At 67.0% G+C, this 24,638-nt stretch carries 20 protein-coding genes and 2 riboswitches; of the genes, 8 read left to right on the top strand and 12 right to left on the bottom strand.

Annotation, left to right across the window (positions count from 1 at the left end):
* Positions 1–13: 13 nt before the first annotated feature.
* The gene (locus VFW69_RS10290; RefSeq protein ID WP_526500801.1) at positions 14–442 is read right to left on the bottom strand and encodes a PaaI family thioesterase; all 429 of its coding nucleotides are present in this window, start codon (positions 440–442) and stop codon (positions 14–16) included.
* A gap of 316 nt (positions 443–758) precedes the next feature.
* Here VFW69_RS10290 and VFW69_RS10295 point away from each other — a divergent pair, with 316 nt between their 5' ends.
* The 8 genes from VFW69_RS10295 (at position 759) to VFW69_RS10330 (ending at position 12,572) form a co-directional block, all read left to right on the top strand.
* Positions 759–1,178 (top strand): BlaI/MecI/CopY family transcriptional regulator, encoded by a 420-nt coding sequence (locus VFW69_RS10295; protein WP_526500803.1) that lies wholly within the window; start codon positions 759–761, stop codon positions 1,176–1,178.
* A gap of 14 nt (positions 1,179–1,192) precedes the next feature.
* Positions 1,193–2,143: a M56 family metallopeptidase gene (locus tag VFW69_RS10300; protein ID WP_526500805.1), complete on the top strand. Its 951-nt coding sequence runs from the start codon at positions 1,193–1,195 to the stop codon at positions 2,141–2,143.
* 98 nt (positions 2,144–2,241) lie between these two features.
* Positions 2,242–3,711, top strand: coding sequence for an NADP-dependent phosphogluconate dehydrogenase (gene gnd, locus VFW69_RS10305; protein WP_526500807.1), 1,470 nt, complete (start codon positions 2,242–2,244; stop codon positions 3,709–3,711).
* 49 nt (positions 3,712–3,760) lie between these two features.
* A complete protein-coding gene (locus VFW69_RS10310) occupies positions 3,761–5,197 on the top strand; it encodes a GuaB1 family IMP dehydrogenase-related protein (protein ID WP_526500809.1) in 1,437 nt (478 codons plus the stop codon).
* A gap of 259 nt (positions 5,198–5,456) precedes the next feature.
* On the top strand, positions 5,457–6,827 hold the full coding sequence (locus VFW69_RS10315; RefSeq protein WP_526500811.1) for a CNNM domain-containing protein: 1,371 nt from the start codon (positions 5,457–5,459) through the stop codon (positions 6,825–6,827).
* Positions 6,824–7,864, top strand: coding sequence for a CBS domain-containing protein (locus VFW69_RS10320; RefSeq protein WP_526500813.1), 1,041 nt, complete (start codon positions 6,824–6,826; stop codon positions 7,862–7,864). Before VFW69_RS10315 ends, VFW69_RS10320 begins: the two co-directional genes overlap by 4 nt.
* A 279-nt stretch (positions 7,865–8,143) precedes the next feature.
* Positions 8,144–10,348: a malate synthase G gene (locus VFW69_RS10325; protein ID WP_526500815.1), complete on the top strand. Its 2,205-nt coding sequence runs from the start codon at positions 8,144–8,146 to the stop codon at positions 10,346–10,348.
* 100 nt (positions 10,349–10,448) lie between these two features.
* Complete coding sequence (locus tag VFW69_RS10330) at positions 10,449–12,572, top strand: vWA domain-containing protein (RefSeq protein WP_526500817.1); 2,124 nt, start codon at positions 10,449–10,451, stop codon at positions 12,570–12,572.
* Between the two features lie 33 nt (positions 12,573–12,605).
* Here the strand turns inward: VFW69_RS10330 and gcvP are convergent, their stop codons facing one another.
* From gcvP to secA2, 11 genes are all read right to left on the bottom strand, one after another.
* Positions 12,606–15,437: an aminomethyl-transferring glycine dehydrogenase gene (gene gcvP, locus VFW69_RS10335; protein ID WP_526500819.1), complete on the bottom strand. Its 2,832-nt coding sequence runs from the start codon at positions 15,435–15,437 to the stop codon at positions 12,606–12,608.
* 52 nt (positions 15,438–15,489) lie between these two features.
* Positions 15,490–15,615, bottom strand: a riboswitch (glycine riboswitch).
* Positions 15,616–15,713, bottom strand: a riboswitch (glycine riboswitch). It lies immediately after the preceding riboswitch.
* Between the two features lie 51 nt (positions 15,714–15,764).
* Positions 15,765–16,394, bottom strand: coding sequence for a MerR family transcriptional regulator (locus tag VFW69_RS10340; protein ID WP_526500822.1), 630 nt, complete (start codon positions 16,392–16,394; stop codon positions 15,765–15,767).
* 278 nt (positions 16,395–16,672) lie between these two features.
* Complete coding sequence (locus VFW69_RS10345; RefSeq protein WP_007771374.1) at positions 16,673–17,167, bottom strand: bifunctional nuclease family protein; 495 nt, start codon at positions 17,165–17,167, stop codon at positions 16,673–16,675.
* A gap of 112 nt (positions 17,168–17,279) precedes the next feature.
* Positions 17,280–18,020, bottom strand: a complete 741-nt coding sequence (gene ftsR / locus VFW69_RS10350) for a transcriptional regulator FtsR (RefSeq protein WP_526500824.1) — start codon at positions 18,018–18,020, stop codon at positions 17,280–17,282.
* Positions 18,020–18,481, bottom strand: a complete 462-nt coding sequence (garA, locus tag VFW69_RS10355; RefSeq protein WP_526500866.1) for a glycogen accumulation regulator GarA — start codon at positions 18,479–18,481, stop codon at positions 18,020–18,022. The genes ftsR and garA overlap by 1 nt, the downstream gene beginning before the upstream one ends.
* A gap of 294 nt (positions 18,482–18,775) precedes the next feature.
* Positions 18,776–19,174 (bottom strand): glycine cleavage system protein GcvH, encoded by a 399-nt coding sequence (gcvH, locus tag VFW69_RS10360; RefSeq protein ID WP_083096518.1) that lies wholly within the window; start codon positions 19,172–19,174, stop codon positions 18,776–18,778.
* A gap of 28 nt (positions 19,175–19,202) precedes the next feature.
* Entirely contained in the window at positions 19,203–19,967 is a 765-nt protein-coding gene (locus tag VFW69_RS10365) for a DUF881 domain-containing protein (RefSeq protein WP_526500868.1), read from the bottom strand.
* A gap of 136 nt (positions 19,968–20,103) precedes the next feature.
* Positions 20,104–20,436: a small basic family protein gene (locus VFW69_RS10370; RefSeq protein WP_007170008.1), complete on the bottom strand. Its 333-nt coding sequence runs from the start codon at positions 20,434–20,436 to the stop codon at positions 20,104–20,106.
* Positions 20,437–20,491: 55 nt separating this feature from the next.
* A complete protein-coding gene (locus VFW69_RS10375) occupies positions 20,492–21,418 on the bottom strand; it encodes a DUF881 domain-containing protein (RefSeq protein WP_526500828.1) in 927 nt (308 codons plus the stop codon).
* Positions 21,411–22,040, bottom strand: a complete 630-nt coding sequence (locus tag VFW69_RS10380) for a CDP-alcohol phosphatidyltransferase family protein (protein ID WP_526500830.1) — start codon at positions 22,038–22,040, stop codon at positions 21,411–21,413. Before VFW69_RS10380 ends, VFW69_RS10375 begins: the two co-directional genes overlap by 8 nt.
* Before the next feature lie 210 nt (positions 22,041–22,250).
* Positions 22,251–24,581: an accessory Sec system translocase SecA2 gene (secA2, locus tag VFW69_RS10385; RefSeq protein ID WP_526500832.1), complete on the bottom strand. Its 2,331-nt coding sequence runs from the start codon at positions 24,579–24,581 to the stop codon at positions 22,251–22,253.
* Positions 24,582–24,638: the final 57 nt, after the last annotated feature.

Raw genomic sequence — 24,638 nt, forward strand, 5'->3', positions numbered from 1 at the left:
GCGCGGCGGCTGATCAGCCTTCGCGAATCTCGAGATTCTGCAGTCGCACCTGACCGCGGGCGACGATCCGGTCGTCGCCGTCGGTGATGGTGACCAACCACAATTGCTGGCTTCGGCCGCGGTGGATCGGCTCGACGGTGCCGTACACCATGCCCGACCCGATGGAGCGCAGGAAGTCGGTGTTGTTGTTGACTCCCACCACATTTCCGCCGCCGCGGGCGGCCAACCAGGTGTAGGCGGCCACACTGGCCATGCTCTCGATCATCGAGCAGTAAACGCCACCGTGAACCAAACCCATCGGCTGCAACAGCTTGGGCGTGACCTCGAGCTGTGCGCGGGCACCGTCGGGGCCGAGTTCGGTGAATTGCAGCCCGATCTCGCGATCGAAGGGTGCGGCGAAGTCCGGCGGGAGGATCGTTTTCTGCGGATCTGGCACGTCCATGTGTCTACACCATGGCCACCGCAAGCATGCTCGCGACGGAATTGTGGCAAAACGGCTGAGGCCCCGTGCCTTCAAGGCACGGGGCTCGCCGATCGAGTAGACCGGGGGTCGCTGCAGCCCTCAGGACTCTCACACGGTCCGTATCGCTCGACTCGTTCAGCATAGGCAAGGCTGCCCTAACTTTGCAAGCTGTATGGTGCTTCATTGTTCGCGGCGGTGCCAGCGGCGGCCGACACAGTGTTTTGTCAGGCTTCCGTACGACCGTCGGTAGTAAGCCGGAGTACGCTGGATCCGACGCTCAGGAGATGAACGAACTATGGCCAAACTGACACGGCTGGGGGATCTAGAACGGGCCGTCATGGACCATCTGTGGTCCACGCCCGAGCCTCAGACCGTTCGCCAGGTCCATGAGGCGTTGTCGGCACAGCGTGACCTGGCCTACACCACGATCATGACCGTGCTGCAGCGGTTAGCCAAGAAGACCCTGGTCTCCCAGATCCGCGACGACCGGGCACACCGGTACGCACCGGTGCACGGTCGTGACGAACTGGTCGCCGGACTCATGGTGGACGCGCTGGCCCAGGCCGAAGATCCCGGCGGCAGACAGGCCGCGCTGGTGCACTTCGTCGAACGTGTCGGTGCCGACGAGGCGGAGGCGCTGCGGCGCGCACTCGCCGAACTGGAAGCCAATCAACGCAAGAACTCGACATCTGCTAGCGCTGGCCCGGAGGGCTGAGGGACACTAACAGTGTGTCCGCGTTGGCTTTCACCATCCTCGCGGTGCTACTGACCGGCCCGGTGCCGGCGATGTTGGCCCGCGCGCGCTGGCCGCTGCGCGCTCCCCGCGCCGCAATGGTGCTCTGGCAAGCCGTCGCGCTGGCCGCCGTCCTGTCGGCGTTCAGCGCCGGCATCGCGATCGCCACCCGTTTATTGATGCCCGGCCGCGACGGGCGGCCCACGACCAGCATCGTCGGCGCCGCCGACCGCCTCGGCTGGCCGCTGTGGACGGTCTACATCAGCGTCTTCACCCTGACCGTGCTGGTCGGTGTTCGGCTGATGGTCGCGATGGTCCAAGTGGCCATCGCCAACCGGAAACGACGGGCGCACCACCGCATGGTGGTCGACCTGGTCGGAGTGGGCCACGGCGCGGCGCTGTCCCAGCCCTGCGCCCGCACGCGCGATCTTCGCGTGCTGGACGTTCCGCAACCGCTCGCCTACTGCCTGCCGGGCGTGCGCAGCCGCGTGGTGGTCAGCGAGGGAACGCTGAGCACGCTCGCCGACCCCGAAGTCGAGGCGATCCTCACCCACGAGCGCGCACATCTGCGGGCGCGACACGACCTGGTGCTGGAAGCCTTCACCGCCGTGCACGCGGCCTTCCCACGGCTGGTCCGCAGCGCCAACGCGCTCGGCGCGGTCCAGCTTCTGGTCGAGTTGCTCGCCGACGACGCGGCGGTCCGCGCCGCGGGCCGCGCTCCCCTGGCCCGGGCACTGGTCGCATGCGCATCGGGGCGGACCCCGTCGGGCGCACTCGCGGCGAGCGGCCCCAACACGGTGCTCAGAGTGCGCCGGCTGGGCGGACGCGGCAACAGCCCGCTGTTGTCGGCGGTCGCATACCTGGCCGCGGCAGCGGTGTTCGTGGTGCCCACGGTCGCCCTGGCCGTCCCGTGGCTCACCGAGCTGGAACGCTTGATCAACCTCTGACGCCGCGAGCCGATCACCCCGGGCGCACAACTGTTCGCTGTGCCACAGTGTCACCGAAAGCTTTTGCCGAAAAGTTCTCCAAATTGAGAGGCGAAAACATGAGTTCGTCGGATGCCCCTTCCAGCTCCACGACCGGTTCCGCGCAGATCGGCGTCACGGGTCTGGCCGTGATGGGTTCCAACATCGCCCGTAACTTCGCCCGGCACGGCTACACCGTGGCCCTGCACAACCGCTCGGTCGCCAAAACAGATGCGCTGCTCAAAGAGCACGGCGACGAGGGCAAGTTCGTGCGCTCGGAAACCATTGCGGAATTCCTTGACGCGCTGGAGAAGCCGCGTCGGGTGCTGATCATGGTCAAGGCCGGCGAGCCCACCGACGCCGTCATCAACGAACTCGCCGACGCCATGGAAGAAGGTGACATCATCATCGACGGCGGCAACGCCCTGTACACCGACACCATCCGCCGGGAGAAGGCGATGCGCGAGCGCGGCCTGCACTTCGTGGGCGCCGGCATCTCGGGCGGCGAAGAGGGCGCGCTCAACGGCCCGTCGATCATGCCGGGCGGTCCCGCCGAGTCGTACAAGTCGCTGGGCCCGCTGCTCGAGGAGATCTCCGCACACGTCGACGACGTGCCGTGTTGCACCCACATCGGCCCCGACGGCGCCGGACACTTCGTCAAGATGGTGCACAACGGCATCGAGTACTCCGACATGCAGCTGATCGGCGAGGCCTACCAGTTGTTGCGCGACGGCCTGGGCAAGACCGCACCCGAGATCGCCGACGTGTTCGCCGAGTGGAACAAGGGCGACCTGGACAGCTTCCTGATCGAGATCACCGCGCAGGTGCTGCGCCAGACCGACGCCAAGACCGGCAAGCCGCTGGTCGACCTCATCCTCGACGAGGCCGAGCAGAAGGGCACCGGACGCTGGACCGTGAAGTCGGCGCTCGATCTGGGTGTGCCGGTGACCGGTATCGCCGAGGCGGTGTTCGCCCGTGCCCTGTCCGGTTCGGTCGCCCAGCGCAAGGCCACCACCGGCCTGGCCTCCGGTAAGCTGGGCGAGAAGCCAAGCGACGCAACACAGTTCATCGACGACGTGAGCAAGGCGCTGTACGCGTCGAAGATCATCGCCTACGCCCAGGGCTTCAACCAGATCCAGGCGGGCAGCGCCGAGTACGACTGGGGCATCACCCCGGGCGACATGGCGACGATCTGGCGCGGCGGCTGCATCATCCGCGCGAAGTTCCTCAACCGCATCAAGGAGGCGTTCGACGCCGACGCCGACCTGCCGACCCTGATCGTCGCGCCCTACTTCCGCAGCGCCATCGAGGAATCCATCGACGGCTGGCGCCGCGTCGTGGTGAAAGCCACCGAACTGGGCATCCCGATCCCCGGATTTGCTTCGGCGCTGTCCTACTACGACGCGCTGCGCACCGAGCGCCTGCCCGCCGCGCTCACTCAGGGCCTGCGGGACTTCTTCGGCGCACACACCTACGGCCGGATCGATGACGACCCGGAGAAGCGCTTCCACACACTGTGGAGCGGAGATCGCACCGAAGTGCCCGCGTAGCCGGGCGACGGACGGCGTGAAGGGGGCTTGAGTCGGTGGGGCGGCTGCGATGAGGTTTCTCGACGGGCACAGGCCCGCATACGATTTGACTTACAACGACGTATTCGTGATGCCGAACCGCTCGGAGGTCGCGTCCCGCTTTGACGTCGACCTGTCCGCCGGTGACGGCTCGGGCACGACCATCCCGGTCATCGTCGCCAACATGACCGCGGTGGCCGGGCGCCGGATGGCCGAAACCATCGCGCGGCGTGGCGGACTCGTGATCTTGCCGCAGGATCTCCCGATCACCGCGGTGCAGCAGACGGTGGAGTTCGTCAAGAGCCGCGACCTGGTGCTCGACACCCCGGTGGTGCTCGGGCCCGACGACTCGGTGTCCGACGCGACAGCGCTGATCCACAAGCGTGCGCATGGTGTCGCCGTGGTCACCTTCGAGGGCCGTCCCCTCGGTCTGGTGAGCGAATCGTCGTGCCTGGGCGTGGATCGCTTCACCCGGGTGCGCGACGTCACAATCACCGACTTCGTCACCGCCCCGGTGGGAACCGAGCCGCGCAAGGTCTTCGATCTGCTCGAGCAGTCCCCCATCGGCGTCGCCGTCATGACGAACGCCGACGGAACGCTGGCCGGCGTGCTGACCCGCACCGGCGCCATCCGCGCGGGCCTGTACACCCCGGCCGTCGACGCGCGGGGCCGGTTGCGGGTGGGTGCGGCCGTCGGCATCAACGGCGATGTCGGAGCCAAGGCGCGGTCGCTGGTCGAGGCCGGCATCGACCTGTTGGTCATCGACACGGCGCACGGGCATCAGGTGAAGACGATGGAGTCGATCCGGACGGTCGCGGCGCTGCAGCTGGGTGTGCCGCTGGCCGCCGGCAACGTGGTCTCGGCGGAGGGTACCCGCGATCTGCTGGGCGCCGGGGCGAACATCGTCAAGGTCGGCGTCGGACCGGGCGCGATGTGCACCACCCGGATGATGACCGGTGTAGGCCGCCCCCAATTCTCCGCCGTAGTCGAATGCGCTTCGGCGGCAAGAGCATTGGGCGGACATGTTTGGGCGGATGGCGGCATCCGGCATCCGCGGGACGTAGCGCTGGCGCTGGCCGCCGGGGCGTCCAACGTGATGATCGGGTCGTGGTTCGCCGGCACCTACGAGTCACCCGGCGACCTGATGCGCGACCGCGACGACCAGGCGTATAAGGAGAGCTACGGCATGGCCTCTAAACGGGCGGTGGTCGCGCGCAGCGGCGCGGAAACCGCCTTCGATCGGGCCCGCAAAGCGCTGTTCGAGGAAGGCATTTCGACGTCCCGGATGGGGCTGGATCCGGCCCGCGGCGGTGTCGAGGATTTGCTCGATCACATCACCTCGGGCGTGCGCAGCACCTGCACCTATGTCGGCGCCGCCAACCTGGCCCAGCTGTATGAGCGGGTCGTGGTCGGGGTGCAATCGACCGCTGGCTTCGCCGAGGGCCATCCGCTACCGCAGGGGTGGTGACACGGCGTAGCGACCGGCGTTGCCCGGACTGGGCAGCGCCGTGCGGGCGCGGCCCGGGCTAGCATAAGACAGCAAAGACGGAAGCAACCGCGACCGCTCCGCCACCAGGCAGCGAAAGGATCGACGTGCCGCAGGCACCCGTGCCAGCCACCGGCTTGCGGGCGCACGGACCGTCAGACGAATTGCCCGGTGGGGAGCCCCCTCCGGCGCCGTCTCTGCTCATCGAGCCTGCCTCCTCGGCCGGCTGGGGGCGCAGGCCATGAACTTGACCATCACCGTTGTCAGCGTTGTGGCGATCGCGGTGCTCATCTTCGGCAACGCCGTCTTCGTCGCCGCGGAGTTCTCGCTGACCACCCTGGACCGCAGCGCCGTCGAGGCGAACGCGCGCGGCGGTAGACGCCGCGACCGCTGGATCCGCCGCGCGCACCACCGGCTGTCGTTTCAACTGTCGGGCGCCCAGTTGGGCATCTCGGTCACCACGCTGGCGGCCGGTTACCTGACCGATCCGATGGTGGAAGACTTGCCGCACCCGTGGCTGGATGCGATCGGCATATCCGACAAGGTCGGCGACGCCGTCATGGCCTTCCTGGTGCTGCTGATCGTGACGTCGGTGTCGATGGTGTTCGGCGAGCTCGTTCCCAAATACCTGGCGGTGGCGCGGCCGCTGTCGACGGCCCGCACCGTCGTCGGCGCCCAGCTGTTGTTCTCGCTGCTGCTCACCCCGGCGATCCGGCTGACCAATGGGGCAGCGAACTGGATCGTGCGCCGGCTCGGTGTTGAACCGGCCGAAGAGCTGCGGTCGGCTCGATCCCCGCAAGAGCTGCTGTCGCTGGTGCGTTCGTCGGCGCGCAGCGGCGCCCTGGACGCCGCCACGGCGGCCCTGGTGCGGCGATCGCTGCAGTTCGGCACCCTGAGCGCCGAGGAGCTGATGACACCCCGATCCAAGATCGTGGCCCTGCAGACTAACGACACGGTCGCGGACCTGGTGACCGCGGCCGCCGAGTCCGGATTCTCCCGCTTTCCCATCGTCGACGGCGACCTCGACGAGACGGTCGGCATCGTGCACGTCAAGCAGGTGTTCGCCATCCCGCGCACCGAACGTGCCCGGACGCGGCTGATCACGGTGGCCCAACCCGTTCCGAAGGTGCCGTCAACCCTGGACGGCGACGCGGTGATGGCCGATATCCGGGCCAACAACCTGCAGACGGCGCTGGTCGTCGACGAATACGGCGGCACCGCCGGCATGGTGACCGTCGAGGACCTGATCGAAGAGATCGTCGGCGATGTCCGCGACGAGCACGACGACGCGACTCCGGACGTGATGCCAGCCGGCACGGGCTGGCGGGTATCGGGCCTGCTACGCATCGATGAGGTGGCCACCGCCATCGGGTTTCGGGCGCCCGAAGGCCCCTACGAGACCATCGGCGGGCTGGTGCTACGCGAGATCGGTCACATTCCGGTGGCCGGCGACACAGTCAAGCTGCCCGCGTTGGATGCGGACGGCCTGCTGGACGCGGTGACGCGTTGGCAGGCAACGGTTATCCGGATGGACGGACGCCGGATCGACCTGCTCGAACTCGTCGAACTGAGCAGTCACGGTGAAGTTCCCGCGGCCGGGACACGCCGATGAGCGACATCATGGGTCTGTTGCTGGCCTGCCTGCTGATCGGAGTGAACGCGTTCTTCGTCGCCGCGGAGTTCTCGCTGATCTCGGCGCGGCGCGACCGCCTCGAAGCGCTGGCCGAGCAGGGCAGAGCGGCCGCGGTCACGGTGATTCGCGCCGGGGAGCAACTGCCGTCCATGCTGGCCGGTGCCCAGTTGGGCGTCACGGCCGCGTCGCTGCTACTCGGGCGTATCGGCGAGTCGGCGGTGTCCAATCTGCTACGAACGGCGCTGGGGCTCACCGGGATTCACCCGGCGCTGCTGCACACGTTGTCGTTCGCGATCGCGCTGGCCATCGTGGTGACGCTGCACGTGCTGCTGGGCGAGATGGTGCCGAAGAACATCGCACTGGCCGGCCCGGAGCGCACCGCGATGCTGCTCGTCCCGCCGTACCTGGCCTACGTGCGGGCCGCCCGGCCGTTCATCGTGTTCTACAACAAGTGCGCGAACGCGGTGGTGCGCGCATTCGGCGTCGAACCCAAGGACGAGCTGGAAATCACGGTCTCCCCCGTCGAACTCAGCGAGATGATCGCCGAATCGGAGTCCGAAGGCTTGCTGGACCGCGACGAACACACCCGGCTCACCCGGGCGCTGCAAATTCGCCACCGCGTGGTCGGTGACGTGGCGGTCCCCCTCGCCGGTGTGCGCGCCGTCCCGGTCGCCGCGGCGGGCTCGGGCCCGACGGTCGGGGCCGTCGAGCAAGCCCTGGCCCAGACCGGTTACTCCCGGTTCCCGGTGGCGAGCGTCGGTGGCGCCTTCCTGGGATATCTGCACATCAAGGACGTGCTAACGCTCGGCGACGATCCGCAGACGGTGATCGATCTGGCGCAGGTACGGCCGCTGCCGCGGCTGTCGCGAGCACTTCCCCTGGCCGACGCCCTGTCGCGGATGCGCCGCAGCAACAGCCATCTGGCCTTGGTGACGGACGAAAGCGGAGGCGTGGTGGCCATGGTGGCGATGGAAGACCTGGTTGAAGACCTGGTCGGCACCATGCGGGAGGCCTAGCGACACTGGCCGGCCGGTGGGACTGCGCGCAGCCCGTATGATCTTCACGTCTGCCAGTTAAAAAATGCTGGAGGGCAGAGGACCGTTTGCACGCGGAACATGCGTTGCTGGAAACACATCCCGGTGCTCGCCGCAGCGTCGTTCTTGGGGCTGTCAGCGCGGCCTGACCTGCTGTGGCGGATCGCGCGCACGACGCTCACCAGGCTGCGCTCGGTAAGCTTATGACATTGCCAATCTGGCCCGACGATGGTCCGGTGCGGCCCATGATGGAGGAGAATCATGACTGATCGCGTGTCGGCGGGGAACTTGCGCGTCGCCAGAGTGCTCTACGACTTCGTGAACAACGAGGCCTTGCCCGGCACCGACATCGACCCCGACAGTTTCTGGGCGGGCGTCGACAAGGTGGTCACCGACCTCACCCCCAAGAACCAGGACTTGCTGCGCCGGCGTGACGAGCTGCAGGCACAGATCGACAAGTGGCACCGGCAGCGTGTCATCGAGCCGCTCGACATCGAGGCGTACCGCGAGTTCCTCACCGAGATCGGTTATCTGTTACCCGAACCCGCAGACTTCACCATCACGACCTCCGGTGTGGACGACGAGATCACCACGACCGCCGGCCCGCAGCTGGTGGTGCCGGTGCTCAACGCGCGGTTCGCGCTGAACGCCGCCAATGCCCGGTGGGGCTCGCTCTACGACGCCCTCTATGGCACCGACGTCATCCCCGAGAGCGACGGCGCCGACAAGGGCACGAGCTACAACAAGGTCCGCGGCGACAAGGTGATCGCCTACGCGCGCAAGTTCCTCGACGAGGCCGTGCCGCTGGAATCAGGGTCGTGGGCCGACACTACGGGGCTCAGTGTCGAGGACGGCCAGCTCAAGGTCGCGACCGCCGACGGCTCCGTTGGCCTGGCCAACCCGGAGCAGTTCGCCGGCTACACCGGCGAGCTCGGCTCCCCCAACTGGTCGGTGTTGCTGGCCAACCACGGCCTGCACATCGAAATCCTCATCGACCCGGAGTCACCGATCGGCAAGACCGACTCCGCGGGTATCAAGGACGTGGTCCTGGAATCGGCCATCACCACGATCATGGACTTCGAGGACTCGGTCGCCGCCGTCGACGCCGACGACAAGGTGCTCGGCTACCGCAACTGGCTCGGTCTGAACAAGGGCGACCTGTCCGAAGACGTGAAGAAGGACGGCAAGACGTTCAGCCGGGTGCTCAACGAGGACCGCACCTACACCACCCCGGACGGCGAGGGCGAGCTGACCCTGCCCGGGCGCAGCCTGATGTTCGTCCGCAACGTGGGTCACCTGATGACCAACGACGCGATCGTGTGGAGCGAAGGCGACGAAGAAAAAGAGGTGTTCGAAGGCATCATGGACGCGCTGTTCACCGGCCTGACCGCGATCCACGGCCTCAAGACCGGTGACGCGAACGGGCCGCTGGCCAACAGCCGCACCGGGTCCATCTACATCGTCAAGCCCAAGATGCACGGACCCGACGAGGTCACCTACACCTGCGAGCTGTTCAGCCGCGTCGAGGACGTCCTCGGCCTGCCCCAGGGCACCCTCAAGGTCGGCATCATGGACGAGGAACGGCGCACCACCGTGAACCTCAAGGCCTGCATCAAGGCCGCAGCCGACCGCGTCGTGTTCATCAACACCGGCTTCCTGGACCGCACCGGCGACGAGATCCACACCTCGATGGAGGCCGGGCCGATGATCCGCAAGGGTGCGATGAAGAGCACCGCGTGGATCAAGGCCTATGAGGACGCCAACGTCGACATCGGCCTGGCGGCCGGCTTCAAGGGCAAGGCTCAGATCGGTAAGGGCATGTGGGCGATGACCGAGCTGATGGCCGACATGGTCGAGCAGAAGATCGGCCAACCGAAGGCGGGAGCGACCACCGCGTGGGTGCCGTCGCCGACAGCGGCCACCCTGCACGCGATGCACTACCACTACGTCGACGTGGGCGCTGTGCAGGAGGAGCTCGCCGGCAAGAAGCGCACCAAGATCGAAGAGCTGTTGACCATCCCGCTGGCCAAGGAACTGGCCTGGGCTCCCGAGGAGATCCGCGAAGAGGTCGACAACAACTGCCAGTCCATCCTGGGCTATGTGGTGCGCTGGGTCGCGCAGGGCGTCGGCTGCTCGAAGGTGCCCGACATTCACGACGTGGCGCTGATGGAAGACCGTGCCACGCTGCGCATTTCGAGCCAGCTGCTGGCCAACTGGCTGCGCCACGGCGTGATCACCGAGGAGGACGTGCGGGCCAGCCTGGAGCGGATGGCCCCACTGGTCGACGAGCAGAACGCGAAGGACGCGGCCTACCTGCCGATGGCGCCCAACTTCGACGACAGCGTGGCCTTCCTCGCGGCGCAGGATCTGATCCTGACCGGAACGCAGCAACCCAACGGTTACACCGAGCCGATTCTGCATCGCCGTCGGCGTGAAGCCAAGGCACACGCCGCGCAGTCGAATTGAGCCTGCGCTCAAATCGGGTTGGAACGTGTAATAGTGCCGTCGATGACTAAGATCGGCGCCGAGCAATCGATGGATCGACGGAAAGGCCGCAGGCACTGGTATGGGTAGGCACACTGCGCCCGACCCTGATGACTTCCCCGTCGAGGCATCTCGCGACGACGTCGTCGACGAGCCGTCTCGAGGCGAAGAGGCAGGACATCGCCAGCGGAGTGCCGGCGACGGCGAGGAAGCCGACCTCTACTCGGACGAGGGTGACTATTCCGAAGAGGGGGACTACTCGGCGGAGGGTTACTACTCCGAGGCGCGTCGCCATCCCGATGACGAGGGCTTCGCGACGGACGACGACGATCTCTACGCGGCCGAGGATTCATTCGTAGACGGCACCGCCGATGACTACCCGGAGTTTCCTGCACGGCCGGCGGGCCCGTCGAGTCCGGAGCCGCCTGCCTCACCGCCGTCGCTGTTCCGCGGCGGGCATCGTGGGCTCGGCGATTGGCGGGGCGGTCATCGCAGCGAGGGCGGACGGCGCGGCGTCAGCATCGGAGTGATTGTTGCGCTGGTCGCGGTCGTCGTCGTGGTGGGATCGGTGATCCTGTGGAGCTTCTTCGGTGACGCGCTGTCCAAGCGTTCGCACACGGCGGCCGGCCGCTGTGTGGGAGGCCAGGAGACGGTCGCTGTCGTCGCCGAGCCGTCGATCGCCGATTCCGTTGCGCAGTTCGCGGAAAGCTACAACAAATCCGCCGGGCCGATCGGTGACCACTGCATGGTGGTGAGCGTCAAGCCGGCCACCTCCGACGCCGTGCTCAACGGCTTCATCGGCAAGTGGCCCGCGGAACTGGGCGGCCAGCCGGCGTTGTGGATCCCGGGCAGTTCGATCTCGGCCGCGCGCCTCGCCGGGGCGACGGCCCAGAAGACCGTCACCGAGAGCCATTCGCTGGTCACCTCGCCGGTGGTGCTGGCCATCCGCCCCGAACTCGCGCCGGGTTTGTCGAACCAGAACTGGGCGGCGCTGCCCGGCCTGCAAACCAACCCGAATGCGTTGGCTGGGCTGAACTTACCCGCCTGGGGCTCGCTGCGCCTGGCGCTGCCGATGAATGGCAACGGGGACGCAGCGTTTCTGGCCGGAGAGGCGGTGGCGGCCGCCTCGGTACCGCCCGGCGCCCCGGCGACGCAGGGCACCGGCGCGGTGCGCAGCCTGTTGAGCGCACAACCCAAACTGGCCGACAACTCCCTGACCGAGGCGATGAACACGCTGCTGAAGCCCGGTGACCCCGCAACCGCCCCGGTGCACGCGGTAATCACCACCGAACAGCAGCTTTTCCAGCGTGGCCAATCGTTGTCAGACCCTAAGGGCACCTTGGGGGTCTGGCTTCCGCCAGGGTCTGCGGCGGTGGCCGACTACCCCACCGTGCTGCTCAGCGGTTCGTGGCTGAGCCGAGAACAGGCCTCGGCGGCCAGCGAGTTCTCGCGTTTCATGCATAAGTCAGACCAGCTGGCCAAGCTGGCGAAGGCCGGCTTCCGCGTCAACGGCGTGACACCGCCCAGTAGTCCAGTTACGAATTTCCCGGCGCTGCCCGCAGCGCTGTCGGTAGGTGATGAGCCGATGCGGGCCACCCTCGCCGAGGCGATGGCGAGCCCGTCGAGCGGACAGGCCACGACCATCATGCTCGACCAGTCGATGCCCGGACAGGAAGGCGCAAAATCCCGGCTGGCCAATGTGGTTGGGGCGCTGCAGGACAAGATCAAAGCGCTGCCGCCCACCGCGGTGGTCGGCCTGTGGACATTCGACGGGCACGAGGGCCGCTCGGAGGTGGCCGGCGGGCCGCTGTCCGACGCCGTCAACGGCCAGCCGCGTTCGGCGGCACTGGCCGCCGCGCTGGACAAGCAGTACTCGTCGAACGGCGGTGCGGTGTCATTCACCACGCTGCGGATGCTCTACCAGGATATGCAGACCAATTATCGTGCGGGCCAAACGAATTCGATCTTGTTGATCACCGCGGGGCCGCACACCGATCAATCGTTGGACGGGCAGGGGCTGCAGGACTTCATCCGTAAGAGTGCTGATCCGGCCAAGCCCATCGCGGTGAATGTCATCGATTTCGGAGGAGACCCGGACCGGGCGACCTGGGAAGCGGTCTCCCAACTCAGTGGCGGTAGCTATCAGAACCTCGCTACGTCGGCGTCCCCCGACCTCGCTTCGGCGGTGAACACCTTTCTGAGCTGACGGCGTTCGTCGGCACCACCGGCGGTGCGGCCGTCAGGCGAACGCCTCCACCGGCGGGCATGAGCAGACCAGATTGCGATCGCCGTAGGCGCCGTCGATGCGACGCACCGGCGGCCACACCTTGGGCCGGAACTCCTTGCCCAGCGGATAGGCGGCCTGCTCCCGGGTGTATGGGTGGTCCCACTCGCCGATCAGGAGGCACTCGGCCGTGTGCGGTGCGCCCCGCAACGGGTTGTCGTCGACGGGCCACTCTCCCGCGCCCACCCGGTCGATCTCGCCGCGGATGGCGATCATGGCGTCGCAGAACGCGTCGACTTCGGTCAGGGTCTCGCTCTCGGTGGGCTCCACCATCAGCGTTCCGGCCACCGGGAAACTCATGGTCGGAGCGTGAAAACCATAGTCCGCCAAGCGTTTTGCCACGTCATCGACGGTGACACCGGTGGACTTGGTGATTCCCCGCAGGTCCAGGATGCATTCGTGGGCGACCATGCCGTTCTCGCCGGTGTACAGCACCGGGAAGTACTCGTCGAGGCGCCGGGCGATGTAGTTGGCCGAGGTGATCGCGGTCAGCGATGCCGCGCGCAAGCCCTCGGCGCCCATCATCCTGATGAAGGCCCAGCTGATCGGCAGGATCGAAGCCGACCCGTAGGGCGCCGCCGACACGGGATGCCCCTGGGGCAGCTCGGGGGCGTGCGGGTGCCCCGGCAGGAACGGCGCCAGATGCGAGCGCACCGCCACCGGCCCGACGCCGGGACCGCCGCCGCCGTGCGGAATGCAGAACGTCTTGTGCAGGTTCAGATGGCTGACGTCGCCGCCGAACTTGCCCGGCCGCGCCAGCCCGACCAGCGCGTTGAGGTTGGCGCCGTCGACGTAGACCTGGCCACCGGCGTCGTGGGTGGCCGCACAGATCTCGGCGATGTCGTGCTCGTAGACGCCGTGCGTGGACGGATACGTGATCATCAGCGTCGACAGCCGGTCGCGGTGCTCGCTGACTTTGGCGCGCAGGTCGTCGAGATCCACGTCGCCGTTGGTGTGGCAGGCCACCACGACCACCCGCATCCCGGCCAGCGCCGCCGACGCCGCGTTGGTGCCGTGCGCACTGGACGGGATGAGGCAGATGTCGCGTTGCGGTTCCCCGCGGCTGGCGTGGTATTCGTGAATGGCCAGCAGCCCGGCGTACTCGCCCTGCGACCCGGCGTTGGGTTGCAGCGAGACGGCGTCGTAACCGGTGATCTGCACCAGCCAGGCCTCCAGGTCGGCGATGAGACGCCGCAGGCCGGGGGTATCCGACGCCGGTGCGAACGGATGCTGGCGGGCGAACTCAGGCCAGGTGATCGGTTCCATCTCCGCGGCGGCGTTCAGCTTCATGGTGCACGACCCGAGCGGAATCATGCTGCGGTCCAGGGCAATATCTTTGTCGGCCAGCGTGCGCAGGTAGCGCATCATCGCCGTTTCGGTGCGGTACTGGGTGAATGCGGGATGGGTGAGGAACTCCGATGTGCGGGTGACGATGCCGGCACCGGCACCTACCTGCCCGGTGGCTTGCATTCCGAAGGCCTCGAGCACCGCGGCGACATGCTCGTCGGTGGTGGCCTCGTCGCAGGCCACCGACACGTGGTCGTCGTCGACCCACCACAGGTTGATGCCGTCGGCCTTTGCCGCGGCGATCACCGCGGCGGCGCGTCCGGGCACCCGGGCCAGCACGGTGTCGAAGTACTTGTCGTGCACCAACGCATCGCCGAGGGCGCCGGCGATCGCCTCGGCGTGACCGTGCACGCGGCGCGCCATCGCGGTCAGCCCCTCGGCGCCGTGGTAGCTGGCGTACATCGCGGCCATCACCGCCAGCAGCACCTGCGCGGTACAGATGTTGCTGGTCGCCTTGTCGCGGCGGATGTGCTGCTCGCGCGTCTGCAACGCCAGCCGGTAGGCCGGCGACCCGTCGGCGTCCAGCGACACACCGACCAGCCGGCCCGGCAGCTGCCGCGCATGGCTGGCGTGCACCGCCAGGTAGCCGGCGTGCGGACCACCGAATCCCATTGGCACGCCGAATCTTTGGGTGCTCCCGAAGGCGACGTCGGCACCGATCTCACCGGGAGGCTCGATCAGCGTCATGGCGAGCAGGTCGGCGCCGATGGCGATCAACGCGCCCCGGTCGTGCGCCTGCTCCACCAGGTCCGACCAGTCGGTGACGCGGCCACTGGCCCCGGGCAGCTGGGCGATGACGCCGAAGAAGTCGCCGTCGGGAAGACCACCGCACAAGTCGGCGGTAACAATCTCGATGCCCAGCGGCTTGGCCCGGGTGGCCAGGATGGCCGCGGTCTGGGCGAAGACGTCGGCGTCCACCGCTAGGCGGTTAGCCTTGCCACGCGCCGCGCGGTGCATCAACGTCATGGCCTCAGCCGCCGCGGTGCCCTCGTCGAGCATCGAGGCGTTGGCGACCTCGAGGCCGGTGAGGTCGGCGACCATCGTCTGGAAATTCAGCAGCGCCTCGAGCCGGCCCTGGCTGATCTCCGGCTGGTACGGCGTGTAGGCGGTGTACCAGGCCGGGTTCTCCAAGATGTTGCGCAGCAACACGGCAGGCGTGAGCGTGTCGTAGTAGCCCTGCCCGATCATGGACACCGCCACCGTGTTGGCCTCGGCCAACGACCGCAACTCGGTCAGCGCCTCGGTCTCACTGGCCGGGGGCGGCAGTCGATCGAGACCGGGCGCGGCGCCACCGTCGGTCAGCCGGTCCAAGATGCCGGCCGGAACCGCCTTGGCGGCGAGCTCGTCCAGCGAGTCCACACCGATGACGGCGAGCATGGCGGCGATGGCCTGGCTGTCCGGGCCGATGTGCCGAGCAGCGAAAGTGAATTGATCGGACACTGGAACTCCTGAATAGGGCGGACAAAGACATATCAAGGCAGAGGACTTACGGCCCTCTCCCTCTGTCTTCACCCAGTCGCCGGGCGCCTGAGAGATTCGGCGCCCGATGCTGCCCGCGCGCCTTTCCCCATCGGCGGGTGCGGGCCACAGGGGTCCACACCGCTTTCCAGAGGCATCATGATTTCGTGCGGTCCGGGTGCCTGAGAGGTTGACGGAGAGGTGTTGCTCCTTCGGCGTCCGTGACTGGCAGCCACGAAACTCTCCCGCTCGAATGCGATGCGCAGCCCAGTTTACCCGGCCGCTTGCGGCCCGGCCCCTGGCGCGCCGTCAGCCGATCTTGCGGTCGCGGTGCTTGCGCCGGGACGCCAGTTCGTCCTCGGGCTCGGCGATCGACTCGCCTCCGTCGGCCCGTTCGCCGGGGAAGTCCGCGATGACGCCGGTCAGCTCGCGCATGGCGCCCGACACGGCGATGCCGAAGACGCCCTGCCCGCCCTGCAGCAGGTCGACGACCTCTTCGGCCGACGTGCACTCGTAAACCGTGGTGCCGTCGGAGAACAGGGTGATGTTGGCCAGATCCTGGACACCACGCTGACGCAGATGATCGACCGCGACGCGGATGTTGTGCAACGAGATTCCGGTGTCGAGCAACCGCTTGACGATCTTGAGGACCAGGATGTCCTTGAACGAATAGAGCCGCTGGCTGCCGGAGCCTGCCGCGCTGCGGATCGACGGGACCACCAGCGAAGTGCGTGCCCAGTAGTCCAGCTGCCGGTACGTGATACCGGCTATCTGGCAGGCACTCGGACCGCGGTAGCCGACCAGCTCGTCGGGCACGGAGTCGTCCGGGAAGAGTCCGGGCTGCACGGGTGGGCTGGCTACGGTGACGCTGCGGTCACTGGTCGCCGGGCTGCCGTTCTCAGCTAGGTTGAGCTGCTCTTGGCGTGGCTGCTCGCTCACGGTGGTTCCTCTCCGCGATCGCGCTCTCGTCGTTAGCTGCGTCCCTGGCTGCGTTGCAGCCACGTTTGCTCAGGCCCGAGTGCTAGTTGAGCTTACGCTGTCCGATAGCCGCCGCGCCTGTAGTCGCGAACAAAGTATGGCCGCCGCGGGGCCAAGTGGGCGGGCTATCCGCCAGCGTGTCGACATCATGGTGTGGTTTGAGATGGATCCGTGATATCACTTTCCAGGCTAAACCAGCCGCACCGCCGTACCCAAGTGCTGGTCGTGACGGGTGTGCGCTAGGTGGCTTTGAAATCGTCGGGAGACACGCTGTCGAGAAATTCCTTGAACTTCTCCACCTCGTCCTCCCGGACCGCGGTGCCGCCTTCCTCGTCACTCTCGTCGGGAATCAAGAGGCCGGCCTGGGCGAGCACGCCTTCTTCGACGTAGATCGGAACGCCGACCCGCAGTGCGATCGCCACCGAGTCGGACGGACGGGCCGACACGGTGATGTTGCGGTCGAATACCAGGTCAGCGTAGAAAGTGCCTTCTTGCAGATCGACGATCCGCACCTCTTTCAGCGAATGCCCAAGCGCGGCAATAACATCCCTGATCAGATCGTGCGTCAACGGGCGCGGGGGCTCAACGCCTTGCTGCTCGAGCGCGATGGCGGCGGCCTCCGACTGACCGATCCAGATCGGAAGGTAACGGTCACCATTGGTTTCGCGTAGTAACAGCACCGGCTGGTTCTGCGGCTGCTCGACGCGAATGCCGACAACACGAACTTCACCCATCTGTGTCTGCCCTCCGCATAATGGCGCCGATTGGACTGGTAATCGCCAGGGACGGCGAGGTCAAAAATCCGCCATACTGCCGAAAACCAAGCTGTCGACCGAAGTCTAGTCCTCAGCGATCCAGAACGTCGCGAACGGCGGATTTGATCAACGACGTGTGCAGCGTGATGGCGAGCGCCGCGACTTCGCGTGCCAAATCGTCGGCGCGATCGCGCGCGCCGGCCTTGCCGGCTTTGACTACCGGCCCGGCAATTTGGGCGATCAGATCCGACTGCCTATCGGCGGCCGAGCGGAAAGCGCGCAAATGCCGCGGCTCGACACCGTAATCCGACAGCGCCCGCGCGCATTGCAGGATGACGACGGCGTGCTCGTCGAAGAAACCGGCGGGTCCGGTGGTGATGACTCCGGCTTTGAGTAGCGCGGTCAGCAGGTCGTCCTTTACGCCCGCGCGGTTCAGCAGTTCTTCGCGGCTCAGCCGGACGTGGGTGGGGGCCACCGCCGAGGTGTCGGAGCCGGCGTCCGCCCCGGTTCCCGCCACGGACACGAGGCGCGGGGCCGAATACGACGATCGGACGGGCGGCAGCTCGCCGTCGGGTTGGGCGTCCAGTTGCGCCCTGATGACCTTCAGCGGCAGGTAGTGATCACGTTGCGCGGTAAGGATGAACCGCAGCCGCGCGCAGTCGTATGCGGTGAACCTTCGATACCCCGACGCGGCCCGTTGCGGCGTCACCAGTCCCTCGGCCTCCAAGAAGCGGATCTTGGAGATGGTGACATCGGGGAAGTCCGGCCTCAGCAGTTCCAGGACCGCCCCAATCGACATCCCGGCCAGTGCCGAGCTATCGGGTGCGCTCACTAGCCTGAAGATCCTCCATCCTCACCCTGCTTGGGTCCGGTCAGAAACACCAAGCGGAACTTGCCGATCTGCACTTCGTCACCGTTGGCGAGCACTGCGGAGTCCACGGGCTCACGATTGACGTAAGTGCCGTTGAGACTACCAACGTCGACCACGCTGAATTCGTTGTTTTCCAACCTGAATTCGGCATGCCGACGACTGACGGTTACGTCGTCGAGGAAAATGTCGCTGTCGGGGTGCCGACCCGCGGACGTGGTGGGTTGGTCCAGCAAAAAGCGAGAACCCGCGTTCGGTCCCCGCTTGACGACCAGCAACGCCGAACCCGTGGGGAGTCCCTCGACTCCGGATACCGCACTCTCGGTTCCCGCTTGCGCGGGAGCGTCCAGCTCGTTGAGGAAGTCGGCACGGAAGACAGAAGTCGTCTCTACCGTGACTTCGTCCGAATTCTGATCGTTGTCCATGTCCGTCACGCGCTGCTCCTCACTGGCTGCTGTGGCGTTGTCTGTCCGGGCCGCTCGGCCGGCTTTCGCACCAGGTTTCTTTGCCCGGCATGCCGATTACTGCCGTCTTCTACTTGCAAGTGTCTTACACGTGTCTTCCAGCGATCTTCGAAGGCCTTCAAAGCTCGATGTGTCGACGGTACCGCGCACCGGCCTGCAATGCGCCCACCACCTGACGATCCGAAACTTCGACTCCCCCGTACCCTGCCTGCACCGCTCGCTCGCCGTGCGGGGCTGCAGGGACATTAGCAATCGTCATTCGGTCAGCGTTCCGCGGTAGGCCTCAGCGTCGAGCAGCGAAGAAATGGCCGACTCCAATTCGCCCACTTCGGATACCTGCACATCCAGCAACCAGCCGGCTCCGTAGGGGTCGGAGTTCACCAGTTGCGGACTGCCATCCAGATCGGTGTTGACCGCCGACACTTTGCCCGATACCGGGGCGTACAAGTCCGACACCGATTTCGTCGACTCGACCTCGCCGAAGGATTCGCCCGCGGTCAGTTCCGTGCCCACGTCGGGCAGCTGAACGAAAACGACATCGCCCAACGCCGACTGCGCAAAATCGGTGATGCCCACTCGCACGGTGTCATCCCCGCTTCGGCGAACCCATTCATGTTCGGCGGTGTAGCGCAGGTCGGGCGGGATATCGCTCACGGGAGATCCTGTTCTGTTCGGGCGGTGCTCACTTGACGGGCTGAGCGTATTGGTGCGGTTTTGGTTGCCGCAAGGTGGTCACGTCCACCCGGTCGGCCTGCTGGACGGACATTCGCGCACCGACGCGCTTGACGGTGTCCTGCGCGCCACCGGGTATGTTCATCGCCGCGGCGAGGGTAGGTGGATCGCCAATCGCCAGAATCGAATACGGCGGTGACAGTGTTTTGGAGTCGATGGTCAGCGACCCTGGCACACCCACCACCCACGTGTCGACACCTACTCGCACCGATTGGTGCGCGTCGTTGACTTCGATCGCCTCGGCGCCGGCAGCCCGCAACTCATTGATCACATCGAGCATCGCCTCGGGCGAAACCCCGGGGGCGGGGTCGTCGATGGTGACGGTGACGCCGGGCCCGGTGGCCCCGACCGCCCCGACGAGAATGGACAACGCCGCCAGCCTGGACTGCGCGGATTGAATCGCGGCCTGGTCGTTGTTTCCGGACGCCTGTAATGAATTCAGCGTGTTCTGTAACTCGTTCACCTCGGTGTTGAGCGTGCCTTCGCGCTGTCGCAACGAATCCAGCAGCACCAGAAGGTCTGCGGGCCGGGCCGTCTCGAGTGAGTCACCCGACTCGGTCTGGCGGACCTGGGTGACGATGGCGAGGCCCAACAGCAGGCAGAGCATCGCGGCCAGCGTCCCAAAGGCCATCCGGGACCGCCCGCCGCGCACCATGCCGGATAGCCCGGTGCGGTGCACCTGCCCGATTTGAGGACGCGGGCTTTTCGCGGCCAGTTCGTGGCGGCCGCGCGGCGCACCCTGTTCCGGCGTCGCATCGGTCCTGGCGTCACCGGGCCTGGTTGGCCCGTCATCACTTTGGCCGCCGACGGTGCGGTCTTGCGGATCCTGGCTCACGTTGACCTCAACTACGTTATGCCCCGAACAGCCTACGGCGCAGGGCGGCGGCGTTGCCGAAGATGCGGATACCCAGCACAACGATGATGGCCGTGGACAACTGTGTTCCCACGCCCAATTGATCGCCGACATAGACGATCAGGGCGGCCACGAAGACGTTGAACACGAACGAGATCACGAAGACCTTCGGGTCGAAAATCCGTTCCAGGTATGCACGTAACCCGCCGAACACCGCGTCCAGCGCCGCGACCACCGCGATCGGCAGGTAGGGCTGGACGACTTCTGGGACCGCGGGGTGAAAAACCAGGCCGAGCACGATGCCGATCGCCAGTGCTGCGATACCGATCATGCTTGATTGCCCGTCCGCGTCTCACACAGGAGGATGTGTCTGTTGAGGACTTTTCTCACTGTGGCCCAATCTGCTTGGCGAACTTGACATCCCGGATCGATTCGGCAGGAAGCGTTAGTCCGTCGGCGGCGTCCACCGTAACCACCACACCGTAGGAGCTCTGCAGCAGCCTCAGTCGCTGCATGCCGGGGCTGTTGTCGAAGACATCGCGCATCGCGCGCGGCGGCCCGATCGCCAGGACCGTGTACGGACTGCTTGTCGGGTTGTTGTCGACCAGGATCGCGCCGCCGGCTTGCCGGATAGTCACATTCGGGCCGATCCGCACACCGCCGACGGAAATGGCCTCGGCACCGCTCACCCACAACGAGTTGACCAGCAGCTGCAGATCGCGATCCAGGATGATTTGCCTGCTGCCGTTGACCCGCTGCTTGGACACGTCGGAAAGGTTCGGGCTGGCACCAGGATCGGTGACGGTCACCTTCAGGCCGGGCCCGATGATCGCCGTGCTGGCGGCCGCCAGGCTGAGCGCGTCAAGCCGTTTCAGGAGCCGCTGCCCCTCGGCATTTTCGGCCAGGGCGTGGCGCTGCACATCGTCGACGCGCGTCGCCAGCTCGCTGCGGCGCTGGTTCAGCTTGGCCGCGGAGCCTTCCGTCGACCGCACATTGCCCAACAGCAGCTGCTGCGCGGAGCGCACTCCGGGGGCCACCGAGCGGGCCTGCGCCACCGCGGCGGCGAAAACCGTCGCGATCAGCAGCGCCGCCGCGGCCTGCCAGAGCCAACCGAACGTGCGCTGGCGTCCGCTGCGTGGTGCGTCGGCGATGCCGCGCCTGGCCGCAGCCGCGGCATACCCGGGATCGAGGTGCTCGGACAGCAGCGCGCGCAACAGCGAGGGCACAGGGATCTGGTTGGGCCGCGACGCCACATGGGCGCTGTGACCGGCATTGGGGTCGTAACCGCCGAGCAGACGGTCCGCGTCAGCCATGGTCAGCCACCTTCGCCGCGGCCGACGGGCGAGCACCGCGGTCGACCTTGGGCATGCGTCGCAGCACGAGAATCATCTGCACCGCATACTGCACGAAGGCCCACAGGTAGGCATACATACCCCAGATCAGGAAGGCCCAGCCGCAGGCCCCGGTCACGCGGCTCCACAGCGCGTCCCAGGTGCCCAGCAGTACCAATGGAAAGCCGGACATCAGCGCGAACGTCGCGGCCTTGCCGATGTAGGTCACCGGCAACGCGGACAGCCCGCGACTCCACAGCAGCGGCAGCGTGGTTGCCAACAGCCCGTCCCGCGCGAGCAGGACGATGACGAACCACCACGGCACGATCCCGCCGAAGGCCAGCACGATGGGCACCGCGACCATGTAGAGGCGGTCGACCGCGGGGTCGAGCAGCACACCCAGCCGCGAGGACTGATTGAGAAGCCGGGCGATCTTGCCGTCGGCCCAGTCCGAGGCGCCGCTGAATATCAGAATCGCGACCGCCCACCCGTTGGCGTGCTCGATCACCAGGGCGTAGACGAACACCGGGATCAGCGCCAGGCGGACGGCGCTGAGCACGTTGGGCACCGTCAGCACCCGGTTGGGCGGAAGCACGGGCTCCATGAGCCGTGACCTTAGCCCAACGGCGAGTGCGCGGCTGGCTGCACACTCGGGCGCCGGCGTGCGGCAGGACGCACATTCGGCGCCCGACACCATCGGGATTAGTGGCGATCGCAAGCGCGGCGGAGCCGGGCGCAGCGGGTCGACACCATCGGGATTAGTGGCGATCGCAAGCGCGGCGGAGCCGGGCGCAGCGGGTCGACACCATCGGGATTAGCGGAAGACCCCGGGCAGGCTCAGGGTGGACAGCGTGTCGTCCGACAGCGGGTTGTCGTTGACCATGTAGGTCCACGTGGACGTCGGCCGCGCCAGTTTGGACAGGTCCAGTCCGGGCTCCTCCTCGAGCACGTTCGCGGTTTCGAAGGTCTGCTGGGCCGCCTCGATCGCGTCCGCGGCGAGCGACGCGAACGCGTCGACGGCCAGCCGGTGAAACTCGTCCAGCGGGTTTTGCCGACCCAACGCCCGCAGGTGGATGCTCTCCCGGATGTCGGCCAGGTACGCCAGGTGGTCGGCCCAGCCACGGTCGAGGTGATAGAGCATGATCTGCCGGCAGATCGTCTCCAGGCGCTCTTCGGAGATTCCTTCCGTCTCGGCCAGCTCCTCGTAGCGCTTCGGCGCCAGATCGGCGAGCTCTTCACGCGCGGTTGGGTTGCGCAGCAACGTATTACGACGATCGACGATGATGGCGCGCTGCTGGGCGATCAACTGGTTGTAGCGCCAGGTGTTCGCGTGCACGTCCAGCATGCGGCCCTCCGCGACGCGCTGCGCGTGGTCGAGCAGACCCGCCGCCTTGGCGCTCACGATCTTGCCGTCTTCGTCGGTTTCCATCGGCAGCTTGTTGTGGTCGAGGTTGGCGGCGACCACGTCGTCTTCCCAACTCGAGAAGAACACCGACGATCCCGGGTCGCCCTGCCGCCCGGCACGCCCGCGCAACTGGTTGTCCAGACGCTGGGTGTGGTGGCGCCCGGTCCCGACGACGTGCAGCCCGCCCAGCTCGGCGACCCGGTCATGGTCGGCTTCGTCGGAGCCGCCGAGTCGGATGTCGGTACCGCGCCCCGCCATCTGCGTCGAGACGGTGACGACGCCGAATTTGCCGGCCTCGGCGATCACCTGGGCTTCCTCGGCGTCGTTTTTGGCGTTCAGCACCACCGCCGGTACGCCGCGGCGCAGCAGCCGCTCGTGCAGGTCCTCGGATTCGGCCACGTCGCGGGTGCCCACCAGCACCGGCTGCCCTGTCCCGTTCACCTCGGCGATGTGCGCGACGATCGCGTCGTTCTTGGCCGCGCCGGTGATGTAGACCCGGTCGGACTCGTCTTCACGAATGTTGGGCTCATTTGGCGGAATCGGTGAAACCCCGAGCTTGTAAAACTGGCGCAGCTGCTCACCGGCGGCCAGCGCGGTGCCGGTCATGCCGCACACCGTCCTGTAGCGGTTGATCAGCGCCTGCACGGTGATGGTGTCGAGCACCTCACCCGTTTCGGTGGTCTCGATGCCCTCCTTGGCCTCGACGGCGGCCTGCAGGCCGTCGGGCCAGCGCTGCAGCTGCGCGATGCGGCCGCGCGCGGCGTTGATCAGGTGCACCGCGTCGTCGCGGACTATGTAGTGCACATCGCGCTGCAACAGCACGTGCGCATGCAGCGCGACGTTGATCTCGGTCAGGGTGGTGACGACGTGTTCCTCGGAGTACAGGTCGATTCCGCCGAGCGCCTTTTCGACCTTCCGGGCGCCGACCTCGGTCAGGTGAACATTGCGGCTGTCGGCGTCGGTGTCGTAATCGGTGCCGGCCTCCAGTTGGCCGGCCAGCTCGATGATCTCCAGCCGGGGCGTCTCCCGGTGGGTGGTTCCGGCCAGCACGAGCGGCACCAGTGCCTCGTCGACCAGCACCGAGTCGGCCTCGTCGATCAGGGCCACGTCGGGATTGGGCGATACCAGGTCGGCGACGTCGGTCACCAGCTGATCGCGCAGCACGTCGAAGCCGATCTCGTTGACCGACGCGTAGGTGACGTCGCAGCCGTACGCGGACCGGCGTTCCTCGCTGGTCGACTCGGCGGTGATCCAGCCGACGGTCAGGCCCATGGCTTCGATGACGGGGCCCATCCATTCGGCGTCACGACGGGCCAGGTAGTCGTTGATGGTCACGACGTGCACGTGCCGTCCGGCCAACGCGTACCCGGCAGCGGCGATCGCGCCCGCGAGCGTCTTGCCCTCACCGGTGGCCATCTCGATGACGTCGCCGGCCAGCATGCGCAACGCGCCCAACAGCTGAACGTCGAACGGCCGCAACCCACTCGCCCGCTCGCCCGCCTCCCGAGCGATGGCGAGGAACTGCGGGATGTCGTCGGAATCCGCGAGGTCATCGAGGTTGAGGAGCCCGGACGCCTTGCGTAGCTGCTCGTCGGTCAGTCCGGCCGCCTCGTCGTCGTACTCCGACGAGTCGGTGACCTGGGTGAGAGAGCGGCTGCGGTCCTTTTCGGCGCTGGCGCCGAGCAGCTTCCAAAAGCGGCTGCTCAGTCGGCCGGGTTGAGCGCGGGTCGTCTTAGGCACAGGTCAACGGTACGCGGTGAGCCGCCGCGCGAACTCAGGCCAGTCGCCGACGATGCG

Origin of the sequence: Mycobacterium sp. (genome assembly GCF_036273375.1) — a bacterium.
In the GTDB taxonomy this organism is placed as follows: Bacteria; Actinomycetota; Actinomycetes; order Mycobacteriales; family Mycobacteriaceae; genus Mycobacterium.